Annotated in this window: 10 protein-coding genes; 6 read left to right on the top strand and 4 right to left on the bottom strand. The window is 40.6% G+C overall.

The window, feature by feature from the left end; all coding sequences use genetic code 11:
• Positions 1-34 precede the first annotated feature (34 nt).
• The 4 genes from AC25Y5_RS02915 to csaB are packed head-to-tail and all read right to left on the bottom strand — an operon-like array spanning position 35 to position 5,527.
• Positions 35-1,624, bottom strand: a complete 1,590-nt coding sequence (locus tag AC25Y5_RS02915; protein ID WP_488139032.1) for a hypothetical protein — start codon at positions 1,622-1,624, stop codon at positions 35-37.
• A 45-nt stretch (positions 1,625-1,669) separates the two neighbouring features.
• On the bottom strand, positions 1,670-3,175 hold the full coding sequence (murJ, locus tag AC25Y5_RS02910) for a murein biosynthesis integral membrane protein MurJ (RefSeq protein WP_488139031.1): 1,506 nt from the start codon (positions 3,173-3,175) through the stop codon (positions 1,670-1,672).
• Positions 3,176-3,226: 51 nt separating this feature from the next.
• Positions 3,227-4,402 (bottom strand): glycosyltransferase family 4 protein, encoded by a 1,176-nt coding sequence (locus tag AC25Y5_RS02905; RefSeq protein ID WP_482101077.1) that lies wholly within the window; start codon positions 4,400-4,402, stop codon positions 3,227-3,229.
• A 3-nt stretch (positions 4,403-4,405) separates the two neighbouring features.
• Positions 4,406-5,527: a polysaccharide pyruvyl transferase CsaB gene (csaB, locus tag AC25Y5_RS02900; RefSeq protein WP_488139030.1), complete on the bottom strand. Its 1,122-nt coding sequence runs from the start codon at positions 5,525-5,527 to the stop codon at positions 4,406-4,408.
• A gap of 149 nt (positions 5,528-5,676) precedes the next feature.
• Here csaB and AC25Y5_RS02895 point away from each other — a divergent pair, with 149 nt between their 5' ends.
• From AC25Y5_RS02895 to AC25Y5_RS02870, 6 genes are all read left to right on the top strand, one after another.
• Complete coding sequence (locus AC25Y5_RS02895; protein ID WP_488139029.1) at positions 5,677-6,396, top strand: WecB/TagA/CpsF family glycosyltransferase; 720 nt, start codon at positions 5,677-5,679, stop codon at positions 6,394-6,396.
• A 24-nt stretch (positions 6,397-6,420) separates the two neighbouring features.
• Complete coding sequence (locus tag AC25Y5_RS02890) at positions 6,421-7,695, top strand: nucleotide sugar dehydrogenase (protein WP_488139028.1); 1,275 nt, start codon at positions 6,421-6,423, stop codon at positions 7,693-7,695.
• A gap of 35 nt (positions 7,696-7,730) precedes the next feature.
• Complete coding sequence (locus tag AC25Y5_RS02885; protein WP_488139027.1) at positions 7,731-9,140, top strand: O-antigen ligase family protein; 1,410 nt, start codon at positions 7,731-7,733, stop codon at positions 9,138-9,140.
• A gap of 554 nt (positions 9,141-9,694) precedes the next feature.
• Entirely contained in the window at positions 9,695-12,217 is a 2,523-nt protein-coding gene (locus tag AC25Y5_RS02880; RefSeq protein ID WP_488139026.1) for an S-layer homology domain-containing protein, read from the top strand.
• Between the two features lie 245 nt (positions 12,218-12,462).
• The gene (locus AC25Y5_RS02875; RefSeq protein WP_488139025.1) at positions 12,463-12,960 is read left to right on the top strand and encodes a hypothetical protein; all 498 of its coding nucleotides are present in this window, start codon (positions 12,463-12,465) and stop codon (positions 12,958-12,960) included.
• A gap of 767 nt (positions 12,961-13,727) precedes the next feature.
• Positions 13,728-16,196, top strand: coding sequence for an S-layer homology domain-containing protein (locus AC25Y5_RS02870; protein WP_488139024.1), 2,469 nt, complete (start codon positions 13,728-13,730; stop codon positions 16,194-16,196).
• Positions 16,197-16,454 lie beyond the last annotated feature (258 nt).

The raw sequence follows: 16,454 nt of genomic DNA, 5'->3' as shown, positions 1-16,454 counted from the left end.
TCAAAAAAAGCCCCCAAATCGGGAGCCCATCAAACTATTCCTCTAGCAAATTCGTAACCTTCTCAATCAATTCCGCGTCTTCACTTTCCAAGTACCCAAGCTTCGCATCAATCATCTCATCGAAATACGCATTTCGTGGCAACTTCATCTTCTCCAACAACTTCTGCGTTTCCAGAAGATCCAATAACGTCAGCTGTGGATAGTCATCACCAGAAAACATGCCATCCGGTCTCGCTTGATACCACAGATCCCCAGTTTCTCGGATCCATCCGCCATCTGCATGACCAAACGACTCAATACCCGTTATGACATGCTTTGCAGCTTCCATATACTTCTGTTCACCTGTATCGCTAAAGGCGGTCAACAATACCTTCAAACCGCCTAGTTCATGATTCAAGGAAGCATGCGTCACCGGCGTCTTCGGATCTTCATCGAAATAATCGACAATGAGATAGCCATCGCCAGCTTCGATGATTTCACCAGCTTCAATGCGAGATAGTAAATAATCCGCATACACAGGTACGTACAGTTCTGCGCCTGTTACGTCGCCTTTAAACGTTTCGGCGGTCTTGTCCAAGAAGAACGACACGAACTCATTGTAGCGTGTATCCACATAGGGAGCACGTACACCATAAGCATTACCCAGCCAAGTGCTCGTATACTCGGAAGGCCAGCGCGTCCCTTCAAACTCATCGATATAGTAGAGCAGATTGATGCGTGAATTCAACACCATCGTTTCGAAAAATACAGAACCTGATTTCTCGTACCACTCTAGCGCCACGTCATCTTCAATCCGGCCGATGACACGCCCATAGCCCATTTTAGTAGATGGCTCGATTGAGAACGGCAACTTCGTGTAAGGGCCGTCCATCGTTAACCAGTTCAACTGCGAAACCTGATTATGTAACGCGAAATCGATATAGTCATCCTCTTCAACCTCGGAGGAGAAAAGAGGCTCTTCCGCTACAAGTATCCAAGACTCTGCAATTTTTCCACTTCCTACGCTCGCCGACCGTGAAATTGCGTCATCATTGACTTCTATATCTTGGAATTCACGGTCCAACTCACGAATCTTACTCGCATTTCCATTTTCATATTCTTTAACCATCGCTTTCGAAACGTATTGGTTTCCAACAAGCAATTCAAGCGTATGATCTTCACTGGTAGCCGTAATCCTGCCGTAAGGATTGACCGTCGGATCCTCCCCGAAAACATTATGATGCGGGTGGTCAACCGTAACGGGATTCCAATTTTTCGTGTCGAGATCCACACCGGCTTTAAAGTCGATTGTGGTACGCATGTTAAACCCTATCAAACCATCATTCTCTAACCGTTCAAAGAGGAAGACGGCCCCGTTACCTAGCGTTCGTTCTACGATCGAATAGGTTCCTATATCTTTGCCGAACAGTTTTACATCAAATTCCCGAATAACGTCAACTGTGTTTTCCATTTTCCGTGTCTTCTCACCCGAAAACTCGGTCTTCACTGCGGAAGATGTCATAAGGGAGGCAGAGTAATCATCCCCTTCATAGACAATCGTCGTATCTTTTATGAAATTGGGCAAAACCGCGACACCCAAGATTACAACTAGCAATACTATCAAACCAACAATCCATTTCTTCAATCGAAAACACACTCCCAAAATTGATTCCCTTGATTTACTTAAAATTCATCTCCGTATAAGTCCAACAAATCGTCTGACCCCTTCACGGTAAAACAAGAACAGCATGCCTGCATAGACAGCAATCCCTGCTGGTACAAGCACAGCCAACTGTAACAAAGCTGCCCACTCACTAGCCCCAAGGACAACTTTTAATCCCCAAACAGCGAGTCCCATTACAATAGCAGGACCGACAACCCGCGAACTCATCCGCGCAAATCGCTTAAACTCAGCAATCCCTAAATCGCGGTACACGACAACCATCGACACAACAAAGTAATAAACACTCACAACAGACGCTGAAATCGCAAGCGCTGGATACCCATACTTATCAACCAACAACCAGTTCAGCAAAAAGTTCACGGCAATCGTCGTAACACTGATCCGAAAAACAACCGCCGTCTTGCCGCGTGCATACATCGACTTCGACAAAATGAGTTGCATTCCCTGAAATACAATAATCGGCAAATACAATAACAAAGCCAGATGTGTATTCGTTGTATCTGCTGCCGTAAACGCGCCTCGTTCATAGATGAACGCAACAACCGCATCGCCGACAACCAACAATCCAATTGCAACCGGTAATAGCGTCACCAACGAAATTTCCATCCCACGAAACACCGTATCTCTAAATTTCGCCACATTTTCCGTCTGCTCACTCATTAGCGTAAAGATAATGGCAGCCAAAGTCGTCGCGTAAATCGCATTCGGAATACTGATGATGAGCGAAGAGTTATTCAAATAGGTAACTGACGCATCCCCCGTGCCAGAAGCGAAAAATCGGTTAACAAATAAATTCACCTGTCCAACGACAGAGTTCAGTAAGGAAGGCACAATCAAAATCAAGAAAGCTACCTTGAAATCGCGCTCCATTCGAAACACAGGCTGCCATTTATAATCCGAGCGGATAAGGGCAGCGATTTGAATCACAACTCCCATTACCGTTCCGGCGATAAAACCGTAAATCAAAGAGAAAATACCCCATATATCGCTGAAGAATAATGCGAAAAGGGCGGCCATTAATGTCGCAAGCAATTTGGAAACTTGCGATGGTACGAAAATACGCCGCGACTGCAAATAAGAATCGAGCAAACCGCTAAGCGCAATCATCGTCATAAAGGCAAAGAAAATCTGTGTCATTCGAACGGCAAGAACAGATGTCGCTTCAGTCATATTGCCGTAAATGAACGGTACAAATGCATCCGCGAAAAACCAGCCAACGATACTGACGCCGACAAAAATGAGCATCGTCCAATTCAATAGCGCATTGGCATTCTGATCTCCACGCTCGCCGGCAGCCCGACTTTTCACATACATCGGTAAAAAAACATTATTGAACCCTGTCGAAATCATGGCAACAATGAGGGTGATGAAGCCGAATGCAAGGAAATAGGCATCGGTCTCAGAAGAAGCACCGAATTCTTTTGCAACAATTGATTCGCGGATAAATCCAGATACTTTTAAAACGAGCGCAAGCGCTGTCGCCCATAACGCTGTCTTTTTCAATCGGTTCATAATACCCTCCATAATAGAAGAAGCTCCCAGCCGGGGCAGGGAGCTTCACAATTATTTATTCAATGCTTTAAGGTAAATTGCTTCATATTTCTCAGCTGCAGCAAAATGTGAATACTCCGCAATAATCTTCGCACGAGCCGTATCTGCCAAGCGCTGACCTTCTTCAGGATCGCCAAGCAAGCGAATCATTGCGTCGCTTAAGGCTTCTACGTTCTGCTCTTCAACAAGCAGCCCGTCCACACCATCCTCGATAATTTCCTTCAAACCACCAACCGCACATGCGATCAAGGGAACACCGGAGCCCATCGCTTCAAGCGCCGATATCGAAGTCGCTTCCTCAACACCAGCAGAGTAAATCGATGGCACAAGCGCAACGTTACTCGCCGCATAATACTCAACCATATCCGTATGGTCAACTGCACCAACCATTGTCACGCGATCAGCTATGCCTAGTTCTGCTGCTTTCGCTTTCATCGTCTCCATCATTTCGCCAGTACCCGCAAACACAACCCGCGCTTTCGGGAATTTCTCAAGTACTGCTGGCAATGAAAGAATCGGATAAATAACACCATTTTTCTTCGTCAACCTGCGGGGCACGAAGAAAATCAAGTCATCTTTCTCTAGTCCATACTTTTCACGGAATTCATCTCGACGTTCAATCTCAGGCTTAAACGACTCGACATCGATGAAGTTCTTAATCATATTGCCGACCACGCCTGTTTCCTTTTCGATATACTCCTTGATCCGCGTATCGACAGTGATTACTTCGCGCGTCGCTTTATACGATGCCCGCTCATCTTCCATCAATTCCTTCGCTTCAGGGGAGCCATCTATAACGGACCCCTTGGAAATACCTTCAAACGTCAAGTAACCGTGAACCGTGCTGACAACAGGGACATCGGAAGACATAGCAGCAAATGTCGTAAAGACATCCTGCGCATTAACCAAGTCATACGAGCCATCCGCAACTTCGGCTTTAATGATTGCCTCAAGTCCTTCTTTCCGACGTTTCAACGACCAGACATACCCTGATCCTTGTTTCACTTTATTCAATAGAAAAGCAGGGCCTCTTACGACACCTTCTTTTTTCCACTTAGGCACATCCGTAAACGACACAATACGCACTTCATGTCCGCGTGATTCAAGACCTGACTTCAATGTCGTTAAATGAACCGACAATCCTCCTAAATGAGGATAATCATACGCAGTTGCCAATAAAATCTTCATTACTCATCGTCCTCCATTCAAAAACGTATCTCGTAACAAGTCAACATTGCGAAGCGCTTCAGAACGCAAAACGTCAACATTTGGTTCAATCATTGCTTTTAGTTCATCCGAGTGATCAAGCGCATATAAGGAACTCTCAAGCAGTTCCTCTTTTGTAAACTCTCCGAGAGGGAACGACTTGTCCCACATACCTGAGCGTTTCAAAAAGCTCTCCACTTTGCGATCATAACTTAACCCGATATGCGGCACGTTCGATAATGCCGCGAATATTAATGCGTGCAATCGTAGTGCAAGTGTTAAATCTGTCTTAGCTATGAAATTATAAAACTCATTGGGTGTAAATGATTCACCAAGCAAACGCGTCTGATTCGCATGCTTCATCTTAGCCATCACTTTTTTCGAAACGTTTGTATCATAAGGCGGTTCCATTGGTACGAACACGGGCAGAACACCACGCTGTTCGATCAATTCATCCAATACCCATGCCAGTTTTTCAATATAGACATCTTCATGTTCAAACCAAGGACGTGGTGCAACGGCGACAAGACGTTCATCACCTGTCAAACCAAGCGACACATACGCAACATTATCTTCATTTGGTTTAAAGGCGAACACAATATCTGCCGTCACAATCGTTTCAGGGCGTTTCACCCCTAATGAAATCAAATAATCTTTTGAATACTGATCACGTACTGTGACCAAATCTGCCATATTGGCAAACAATCGCATTAAAAACTTGCCCCATTTACTCGTCACAGGACCGATGCCTTGTGAGAAGAACATTACCTTCGTTCCGCATAACTTCGCCAAGAAGACAATAAGCAAATAATAGGGAAGGGGACCAAACAAAAATTTAGTCGGATACGTATCCTGCAATAGGCCACCCCCACCAGAAATTAGCAAGTCCGCCTTACGCAATGCTTTCACTTTGTCCTTATTCCCATGACGCCATCCACGATATACCGACTTTACACCATGTTCTTTCGCTGTCTCTTCAGGGGACAATGAAAACACTGTAATGTCCGGATTATCAAGTTCCGCACGTAAATTATCAACAATCGCCTTCAAAATCGCCTCGTCACCTGTATTGCCAAGGCCGTAAAAGCCGGAAATTACAATTTTCAATACCCGTTCCTCCTCATAACAAAAGCCTCCACGTACTCGTGAAAGCATCATCCTCCTCAGATTTTATCACTCTTACAGATAGCTATGCAACCGCTTTGAGTTTCTGCTATACTAATACAATTGAAAGCGATGGAATTGAGGGTTCAACTATGAAGGATGCATACCTTGGCGTACATGTATCGCCACTTACATATGAAGGAATTGTGAAGGCTATAAAACTGAGAATGGATCGCGGGGATAAGTCGACAATTATCGCAGTCAATCCGGAAAAAGTGATGGCCGCGCAAAAAAATCCCGAAGTGAAAGAGCTTATTAACGGCTCCACATTTCAAATCGCGGACGGTGTAGGTATCCTACTTGCATCCAAGCTGAAAAATGGGAATATCAAAACACGTGTAACAGGTGTCGACATGATGGCACGCCTGTTAAAATTCGCGGCAGAAGAAAGCCATCCGATCTACTTATACGGAGCGAAGAGAGAAGTTGTCGAACGAGCTGCAGAAAACATTACAAAAGATAATCCCGGAATTGTGATTGCAGGAACGACTGACGGCTATGAACAAGACGAAAACGCACTCATCGAACGCATAAACGACAGTGCTGCCAAAATCATTTTTGTCGCCCTTGGCAGCCCAAAACAAGAATTATGGATTAAACGCAACATGGACAAGCTTTCAAACGTCTTAGTATTCCAGGGAGTCGGCGGCAGTTTTGACGTGTTTTCCGGAACGGTCAAACGGGCACCGGCTTTCTTCAGGAAAACAGGTACCGAATGGCTTTACAGGCTTATGAGCGACCCGAAACGCATTAAACGTCAGCTCAACTTACCACGCTTTTTAATAAAATTACTATTTAATAGAAGAAACTAAGTGAAATGTAAAAGGAGCATATAAATGAAAAAATCAATTTGCGTAGTTGGACTGGGTTACATCGGTCTACCAACAGCTGTTATGTTTTCGAATCATGGACACATCGTACATGGTGTCGACGTCAACGAAAGTGTAGTCGAACACATCAGTAATAAAAAACTTCATATAGAAGAGAACGGCCTGCAAGAACGGTTAGACAAAGCAATTGATTCGAACGCTTTCACAGTGTCGACAGAACCTGTAAAAGCGGACGTCTTCATTATTGCTGTACCATCACCAATCACGGACAACAAAACGGCAAATCTTGAATACATCCGTAGCGCAGCCAAAGCAATCACGCCGTTCGTCGAAGAAGGAAATCTTGTCATTCTCGAATCGACAGTGCCACCTCGGACTGTACAAGATGTCATCATTCCTGAACTTGTTCAATCAGGACTCGAAATCGGAACGGAAATTTTCGTCTCACATTCACCAGAACGGGTTATTCCCGGTCGTGTTTTCGAAGAACTTGTTTCGAATGATCGGATTATCGGAGGTGTGAATGTAGCATCAGCGCGCATGACATCTGAATTATATCGGTCATTTGTCAAAGGGCAAATGCATGAAACAGACGACACCACAGCAGAACTTGTCAAAGTCATGGAAAACACCTATCGCGATGTCAATATTGCACTCGCAAATGAGCTGGCAAAAATTTCAGCTAACATTGGTGTGGACGTATGGGAAGCAATACGGCTTGCAAATTACCACCCGCGCGTCAATATTCACCAACCGGGTCCAGGTGTCGGTGGACACTGTATCGCAGTCGACCCATGGTTCCTTGTTGAGTTAAACCCGGAACTTGCACAAATCATACACTTATCGCGCCGGACAAATGATGGTATGCCAGAATATACGGCGCAATTGACGGCGGATATACTAAAAGAAAAAGGCGTAGAACAACCAAAAGTAGCTGCACTTGGCCTTGCATTCAAAGGGAATATTGATGATATGCGGGAAAGTCCTTCCGTCGATGTCGTTAAACAAATGCTGAACAAAGAGCTGAATGTCTTCGCATACGATCCACATATCAAGACAAACAACATGGACGTGCAAACGCAAAATATAGATGAAGCATTAGATGGCGCTTCAGCAATTGTCATTTTAACGAACCACGAGGAGTTCAAAACAATGGATCCGAACCAAGCAGCGAAGCAAATGGCCTGCAAAGTCGTTATCGATACGAAAAATTGCATCGATCGACGTAAGTGGGAAGAGGCAGGATTTGATGTCCATGTTCTCGGAGATTCTAAAAACTAACATAGAAAACCTAAACGAAAGAGGAACTAGTCCCCATGGAATTTAAACAACATAAAATAATGCTAGCACTCGTTGCGTTCATAATTATCCAACCAATCATAGATATCTTGACGACTGCTTCAATCTTATTCATAGATATTCCGTTAACAATCGGTGTCATCATCCGTCTAGCCTATTTAGCAGTCATGGCTGGATGGATTATCTATGCCGCTACAAAAAGTAAACGGGCAAAACTTTATTTACTTTACTTAATCGGATTTGCAGTACTCGTCATTGTTAACTTTGTAACAAGTATGACTGTGAAAGAACCGTTTTTCGTCGTTGAAGAATTGACATTTTATACAAAAGTCGTTTATTTCCACGTACTGTTTTTCGGTTTCCTTCTATTAATAGAGGCACTAGCGAAAAATGGAACCGATACAAAGAAACAGCTCGTTAACTATTTCCTTATTGCATCGGGCATGATCAGTGCCGTATTCATCATTGCGCAGTTGACTGGAACAAGCCTTGCAAACTATGCAAGGTCGAAAGAAGGATGGACAGGGTGGTTTTACGCGGGCAATGAAATCGGTGCAACAATGGCAATACTATTGCCTATCACCGCCCTATACGCAGTAAATAAAATGACTGCTCCGAAAAAGTTCATTTATTGGTTGCCGTTCATTTTGCTCTCAATATCGATGCTTGCGCTCGGAACCAAAGTGGGATACGGAGGAATTATCATTGTTCTCCTTTCCGTTTTGGTTGGCAGTTTAATTATGCTGCTTATGAAGAACAAGGATACCGACAAACAAGTGGTAAAAGCGAATGTACTCGTTTCTACCATCCTGCTCATTGTACTAAGTTTCACTACACCATTCACCCCAGTATTCGGTAACATGTTTGCTCATTTAAACATACTAGGCATTTCAATGGGGGACAAGCCCGTTGAATTTGATGAATTTGGGGAAGAAATTGTGATTGATGAAGAAGAAGAGGAAGACCCATTCATAACGGGGAAACAGTTTGAAAATCTAGTGTTTAGCAGTCGAGAACAATACGCAGCCGATTACACTAGGCAATTCGCAGAAGCGCCGATCAGTCAGAAATTATTCGGTATGGGTTTCGCAGGTAACTATGACTACCCTCAACCGCACAAACCGCTTAAAATGATTGAAATGGATTTTCACGACTGGTTTTACTCTTTCGGTATCATCGGTTTCCTATATATGATGGCACCGATCCTGTACTTCGCTCTAAAATACGTCTGGCAGTTCATCACCAACTTTAAAACTAGATTCACATACTTTGGAATCTTGACCGGCGTTGCATTCCTAATCGGAATAGGCATTAGCTATACGGCAGGGCATGTACTGACAGCGCCATCCGTATCAATCTATCTCGCATTTCTTTTTGCGGTCCTGGTCTTCCAGGCACGAATTAGTACTGATACGATAACCAAATGACAAATTAAAAAGCCCGAATCTCAAGTGTTTAATAACATACGAGATTCGGGCTTTTTTAGATGACAGGAATCTAATTGACCCAAATATATCGGTAGTAGATTCAAGATAATACGATAATATAACAATGCGTAATCTTACTAATTATTTAGAAGGATGTAAAAAAGAAAGTGCTTACGAATGTGTTAATTCGTAACTAGTAGATTGGTTTTTAGTGAGACAAATTGAACGAAATCTATATAAAGCCAATGTTCATGTATAGTGGCGTGTTGATATAAAAATTCATTAACTTGATAATCATCTTCCTATATTTTACTTCTCTATGATTTTGTTGAAATAAGTATTTAGAAATTAATTCAGATTCTTCTTGATAAATACAGAGTAAGATGTATAATAGAATGAGAGTTTAGGTACTATGACATTCTTGGTAATCTATGAAATGTTTAGTAACAATTCATAGCCTAACGAATGAACTAATGGTATACTAAGACGGAAGAACACCGCTGATACATATCAGCACAAAACAGATACACCTAAAACAGGGAGGAATACTACACATGGCTTTACAATCAAATTCTTACAAAAAATTCGTTACAACTGCTGCAACAGCAGCACTAGTAGCATCTGCACTTGTTCCAGCGGCATCAGCATCTGTAACAACAGCAGCATTCACAGACGTTTCAGGTAACTATAAGGACGCAGTAGAGTATCTAGTAACTAATAATCTGGCTGCTGGCTTGACTGAAACTACATTCGGTGTACAACAAACAATCAAACGTGGAGACGCAGCAATTATCCTTGCAAAAGCACTTGGTCTTCAAGACGAAACAGCTCCTGCAAGCGGATTCTCAGACGTGCCAACACGCGCAGCTCTTGCGATCAACTCGTTAAAAGCAGCTGGTGTCGTTAACGGTAAAACAGCAACGAAATTTGGTTTCGAAGACAACTTGACTCGTGGCGAAGTAGCACTTCTTTTAGCTAACGTGAATGCTTACAACTTTAAAGGCGACGCTTCTAAATTGAAGTTCACTGATGTTAGCTCACGTTATGCAACTGCAGTAGCAGGTATGGTTGACGCAGGAATCACTTCTGGTAAAACAGCTACTAAATTCGGTACTAGCGATGCTATCAAACGTGGAGAGTTTGCTATTTTCGTATACAAAGCAGAATTGACGAAATCACCAGTGGTTGTATCGGTAACGGCGACTAACGCTACAACTCTTTCTTTAACTGGTACTGGTCTTCAAAATCTTAAAGCTACAGACGTAACAGTTGCAGGGAATACAGTTAAAGCTATTTCAGCAGCAGCTGATGGAAAATCAGCTACTTTAACTCTTGAAACTGCTCTTGTAGATGGTTCTGAATACAAAGTAACTGTTAAAACTGAATCAGGAACTAAAGAATTTACAGTAAAATACACATTCGTTTTTGCTACAGCAGCTGTAACAACTACTACACTTGAAGCTAACAAAGATAAGCAATTCTTACAAGTAACACTTAACGGTGCAGTTACTGACTTATCTACAATTGACTCACTTGGTTATGGTATTGAATTCCAAGCCAACAAAGGAGTATTTACAACTGGAACTACTTCTACTACAGGTGAGATTGATGAATCTAAACTAAAATTAAATGATTCATTTGATGTAAAAGTAGTACTTACTAAAGATGGCAAAACAGCTGAATCTAATACTGTTACAGTAAAAGTAGTAAGTGCTGCAACACCAGCAATTGGCGATATCGTTCTTAAAACTAGCCAATTAGGATTAACAAAAGCTGTAGTTTCAACAAAAGATGCTAATGTAGTAGTAGATAGTGTTAAATCTAATACAGGAAACGTGATTAAAGTATCTGGTTTATCATCATTTGCTTCATCAAATCCAGAAGTTGCAACAATTAATGCTTCTACAGGTGAAATTTCACCTATCAAAGCTGGTAAAACAACAATTACTTTAACAGCAGGTAATGTTACTTACTCTAAAGAAATTACTGTAGTTAATGAAGCTCGTGTAGCAACTGAAGCAACTGCTGGTAGTGTTACTGTTGCTCCAGGAGCAACTCTTACAAATAATGTAGCAATCACTGACCAATTTGGTGAAAAATTAGATAGTTCTAAAATTGTTGCAGCAGCTGGTTCAGCAACTATCGCAGTTTCAGAAGTAACTGGTCAAGCAGGTGTAACTGCGACTAATGCTATAGAGGATGGAAAATTACCAGTAACAATTAAACCTTTAGCAGGTGCGACAGCTGGTTCTTATACAGTAGTTGTTAAAGATTTAACTACTCTTAAAAACCTTGGTCAATTCACAGTTAATGTTTCTGCTGATAACACAGCAGATAACTATAAATTAGAAGTATCTGATTCTTCTAATGGTGTAGCTAACCTAGCTGGTACAAAAACTGTAACATTAAATGCAAAAGAATTTACTAAATCTGGTGGCTTTTTACAAACATTAAATGCAGCTGATGCTGGATTTACTGTAGAATCTGCAAATCATACTGTAGCTACAGTACCTGCAGCTATAAACGCTGATGGAAAAATCATTGTAACAGGTGTTAAAGTTGGTTCTACTCAAATCATCTTGAAAAAAGCTGGAGTACAAGTAGCTACTGCAACTATTACAGTTAAAGAAGAAGTTCCAACAATTGAATCAATTGTTTGGAAAAATAATGCGGCTACAATTTCAGTAGCAGGTAAAGCTATCACGTATAAAGATATCTTTACAATTACTGATACAGCTACTGGTGTTAATCCTATCGTTGAAGGTGTAAAAGTATCAGTAGATACAACATCAAAAGTTCGTATTGAACTAGGTAATGGTAATGCAGCACCTTTACTATACCTAGATTCAGATGATAACGGTTCCCGTAACAATAATGAAGAAATCCTTGGTACAGTTTCTGCTAAACTAGCTGGTTCAGCAGGTGAAAATATCAAACTAGGTACGGATTGGAATAAAAATATTCTTAGTACAACTACTGTTTCTGGTAATAAAGGTACAGTTGTAATCACTGTAACTGATAATGATACAGATACAACTGTAAGAGCATCTTCTACACTTAATGTAGATGTAAAATAATTAACAACTAACTAACGGTACCAGGCTCTAACACAGTTCAGATAACTCAATTTAGAGCACTGAACTGTGAGAGTACTGCAAGATCCCTTTACGTCCTTTGTGGCGTAAGGGGATTTTTCTGTATTTTATATGTTTATCAACGAACGGTAGTTTTAGAGACCTGTGCACCTCAAAAGTGATACGCTACTCTGTCAAATGGAAAAATCGTTGTAACAGGTGTTAAAGTTGGTTCTACTCAAATCATCTTGAAAAAAGCTGGAGTACAAGTAGCTACTGCAACTATTACAGTTCAAGAAGTACACCCTACAATTGAATCAATCGCATGGAAAAATAATGGGACTACAATTTCAGTAGCAAATAAAGCTATCACGTATAAAGATATCTTTACAATTACTGATACAGTTGCTGGTATTGATGCTATCGTTGAAGGTGTTAAGGTATCAGTAGATACAACATCAAAAGTTCGTATTGATCTAGATAATGTAGCAGTACCAGTGTTATACCTAGACCAAAATGATGATGGTAACTATACAAAGAAAGATGATGAAATTCTTGGCACAGTAGCTGCTACATTATCTGGAGCAGCAGGTCAAAATATCACTCTAGGTGCGGATTGGACTAAAAATATTCTTAGTACAACTACTGCTTCTGGTAAAAAAGGTACAGTTGTAATCACTGTAACTGATGATGATACTAATAAAACTGTAAGAGCATCTTCTACACTTAATGTAGATGTAAAATAATTAACAACTAACTAACTAACTAACTAACTAACAATACCAGGTTCTAACACAGTTCAGATAACTCAATATAGAGCACTGAACTGTGATAGTACTGCAAGATCCCTTTACGTCCTTTGTGGCGTAAGGGGATTTTTCTGTATTTTATATGTTTATCAACGAACGGTAGTTTTAGGGAGCTGTGCACCTCACAAGTGATACGCTACTCTGTCAATTTGTATGCGTTGATGCAGAAGAAGTTGTAGAATAAATTTCAGGTACCTGTGCACGACACTATTCAGTAAATTCACTACAATTGCATAAAAAAAGCAAGCTCAGCCATATTCACTTTGGCTGATCTTTTCACTGTATATTTATAAAATTTGATGAATTGTCACAACTTCGTCTTGCACAGGCACCCAAACAATTTATATAAATAGACTCACTTAAACGTAGGTTTGTTCTTTATAGGCTCTTGTTGTAAAATAACGGCTATCAAAAAACAAAATCCCTTTACGCCACTAAGGACGTAAAGGGATTTGTCTTATTCTCACAGCTCGGGCTTCTCGGAGGTAATTATCTGAATTGTGTTAGAACCTGGTACCCGAATCCAAAAGATACATTACAGTTCAACGCAAAGAACTCAATAACCTTACATTCTTTACAGTTCTACTATTACGGTTTAGTAATCTCTACTTAGGCAATAATAGAAATATAGGCGATATAAATACTTACTAGTTGATAAACATCAACAAAAATAGAATTGCCTAAAACAGGGAGGAATATGACAAATGGCTTTACAACCAAAATCTTATAAAAAATTCGTAGTTACAGCTGCAACAGCTTCACTTGTTGCATCTGCAATCGTTCCAGTTGCATCAGCTTCTGTAACAACAGCATCTTTCACGGATGCTACAGGAAACTATAAAGCTCCAGTAGAATACCTAGTATCTAATAATCTTACAAGCGGTTTGACTAAAACATCATTCGGCGTACAAAAAACAATCAAACGTGGAGACGCAGCAATCATTCTCGCTAAAGCGCTCGGATTACAAGACGAAAAGGCTCCTGCAAGTGGATTCTCTGACGTTCCCGCACGTGCAGCTCTTGCGATCAATTCTTTGAAAGCAGCTGGCGTCATTAACGGTAAAACAACAACGAAATTCGGCTTCGAAGATAATTTGACACGTGGCGAAGTTGCGCTTATTTTAGCGAACGCTAAAGCCTACGACCTTAAAGGTGATACATCTAAATTGAAGTTCACTGATGTTGGTGCACGTTACAAATCTGCAGTAGCAGGCATGGTGGAAGCTGGAATCACTTCTGGTAAAACAGCAACTAGTTTCGGTACAAGCGCTGATATTAAGCGTGGAGAGTTTGCTGTATTCGTATATAGAGCAGAAACTCTTGAAGCAGGTACACCTGAAGTCAAATCGGTAACGGCGATGAACCATAAAGAACTAAAAGTCATTGGTTCAGGATTAGACCGTGTAAAAGCTGAAAACTTCAACTTAGAAGGTAATAAGGTTGTTTCTTACAAAGTAAGTGAAGACAAACTGTCTGCAACATTGACATTTGAAAAAACTTTTGAACCAGATAAAGATTTAAAAGTGAAATATACAGAGAAAGTTGAAGGTGAGAAAGATAAAGTAACTGAATTTGCTTTCGCTTACTCGTTAGATGTAGCCTCAATTTCAGCTTCAGATGTTCGTCTTGATGGAGAGAAAGATAAACAGTACCTTTCATTTATGATTAACAACGAAAGTGTTTCAGCTAATGTTGAAACATTAAAGCAAGCTGGATATACTGTTGATTTTCAAGCAACTTCTGACGTATTAGTTGACGCTTCAACAGGGGAAATTGATGAAGCAAAAATTGCTACTGGTGATAAATTTGCTTATAAAGTTGTAATCACTAAAGGTGATAAGAAAGTTGAATCTGAACTTAAAGAAGTAAAAGTTCTTGATTTTGCAGCATATGTATCAACAATTGGAGAAACGAAAGTAAGCCAAGGTAACGTTGCTGTGAAGAGTGGTAAAGTTTCTGTTCAAGATGGTGCAACTACTTTAGATGTAGGTAAAGTAACATCTCTAAGTGGTGCCACTGTTGCAAATCCAACTTTAACTTACAAATCTTCTAATCCTTCGGTTGCTACTATTGATGGAAGTGGAGAAATTACGCCAATAAGTCCGGGTTCAGTAGTTTTTACAGTAACTTCAGATGATGCAAAAGTTGAAGTGCCATTAACTGTTACAAGTGGTGCTCGTGTTGCTACGACTGTAGATCCAAGTTCTACTTCAGTTAAACTTTACAATGGAAACAGCGATACAGTTGCATCTACTGTAGTTGACCAATATGGTGACGAGTTTGAAGGCACTGTTAATGTAGTATCTAAAAATACAGATATCACTAACGCATCAGACCAAGCTGTAAAGGTAGTCGACGGAAAAGCGGAATTTGAAGTTACACCAGTTGCTGCTGCTGAAGGAAATACAACTTTAGAAATTAAGAATGCAGATAGCACGAAAGTTTTAAAGACAGTTACAGTATCAATCTCTGACGATGCTAAAGTGGCTAGCAGAAAACTTGAAATAGCTAACTCTGGAAAAGACTTAAACCTAGATGTGGTATTTGCTTCTGATGATAACAAAGTAAATCTTCTTTGGAACACATACAATAAAGATGGTTTCAAAATTGGTTCTGAAGCCATAAGTAGTGGAGCTTACGCTGTATCTTCTTCTAATGCTGCTGTTGCAGAAGCGGTAGTGGATGCTGATACTAAGACGATTGCGGTTACTGGTAAAAAAGCTGGTACTACAAATATCCTTATTAAAGAAGGAACTGTAACAAGAGCTTCAGTAACAATCACTGTTTCAAATTCTACTCCAACTATCAAAACAGTACAATTTGAAAAAGTAAAAGATATTACAACAGCTGCAGCTTTATCAGACTTAGTTGTATTGCAGCCATCTAATATCACATTGAGCGATAGCACATTAAAAGCTCAACTTGATAAAAATGGCGATATCTATGTAGACCTTGATGAAGATAAGACTAAAGATGCCGAAGAAGTATTAGGTACTTTAGCTGTTAAATATTCAGGAACTGCATCTGATTTTACAACAGCACCTTCTATCTCTTCAGGTATGATTGAAGGGACGTTAGCTAATAACGCAGAAGGAACATTAGTAGCTTATGTAACTGGAACTGGTGAAGTAGTTCCTCTAGCAACTTCAACTATAAATGTAAAAACTAATTAATTGTTAAACACTTAGGCCATGTTGTTTTGGTTACTAGGTTATAACGCAGTTCAGACAATCCATTTCCGATGATACGGGATAGGTTGTTGAATGGGAAACAGTCCTTTGACTCCTCTACGGGTCAATGGGCTGTTTATTTTGCCATAAATTTTATACTTCTGTTATTGTAGCTTTTACTCGCCACATTAGAAGATAAAACGCTAGTATCCAAAACTAGATCTGTTGGAACTTACAGAAAAAACTACCAATCGCCGTAGC

Source organism: Sporosarcina sp. Y1011, assembly GCF_057669885.1.
This window is presented reverse-complemented; position numbering and strand designations above follow the sequence as displayed.

Bases quoted from the DNA above. Each gene is read 5' to 3' on its own strand.
- AC25Y5_RS02905 (WP_482101077.1), bottom strand. From the start codon at position 4,402: ATGAAGATTTTATTGGCAACTGCGTATGATTATCCTCATTTAGGAGGA.
- AC25Y5_RS02885 (WP_488139027.1), top strand. From the start codon at position 7,731: ATGGAATTTAAACAACATAAAATAATGCTAGCACTCGTTGCGTTCATA.
- AC25Y5_RS02895 (WP_488139029.1), top strand. From the start codon at position 5,677: ATGAAGGATGCATACCTTGGCGTACATGTATCGCCACTTACATATGAA.
- AC25Y5_RS02880 (WP_488139026.1), top strand. From the start codon at position 9,695: ATGGCTTTACAATCAAATTCTTACAAAAAATTCGTTACAACTGCTGCA.
- AC25Y5_RS02870 (WP_488139024.1), top strand. From the start codon at position 13,728: ATGGCTTTACAACCAAAATCTTATAAAAAATTCGTAGTTACAGCTGCA.
- AC25Y5_RS02890 (WP_488139028.1), top strand. From the start codon at position 6,421: ATGAAAAAATCAATTTGCGTAGTTGGACTGGGTTACATCGGTCTACCA.
- murJ (WP_488139031.1), bottom strand. From the start codon at position 3,175: ATGAACCGATTGAAAAAGACAGCGTTATGGGCGACAGCGCTTGCGCTC.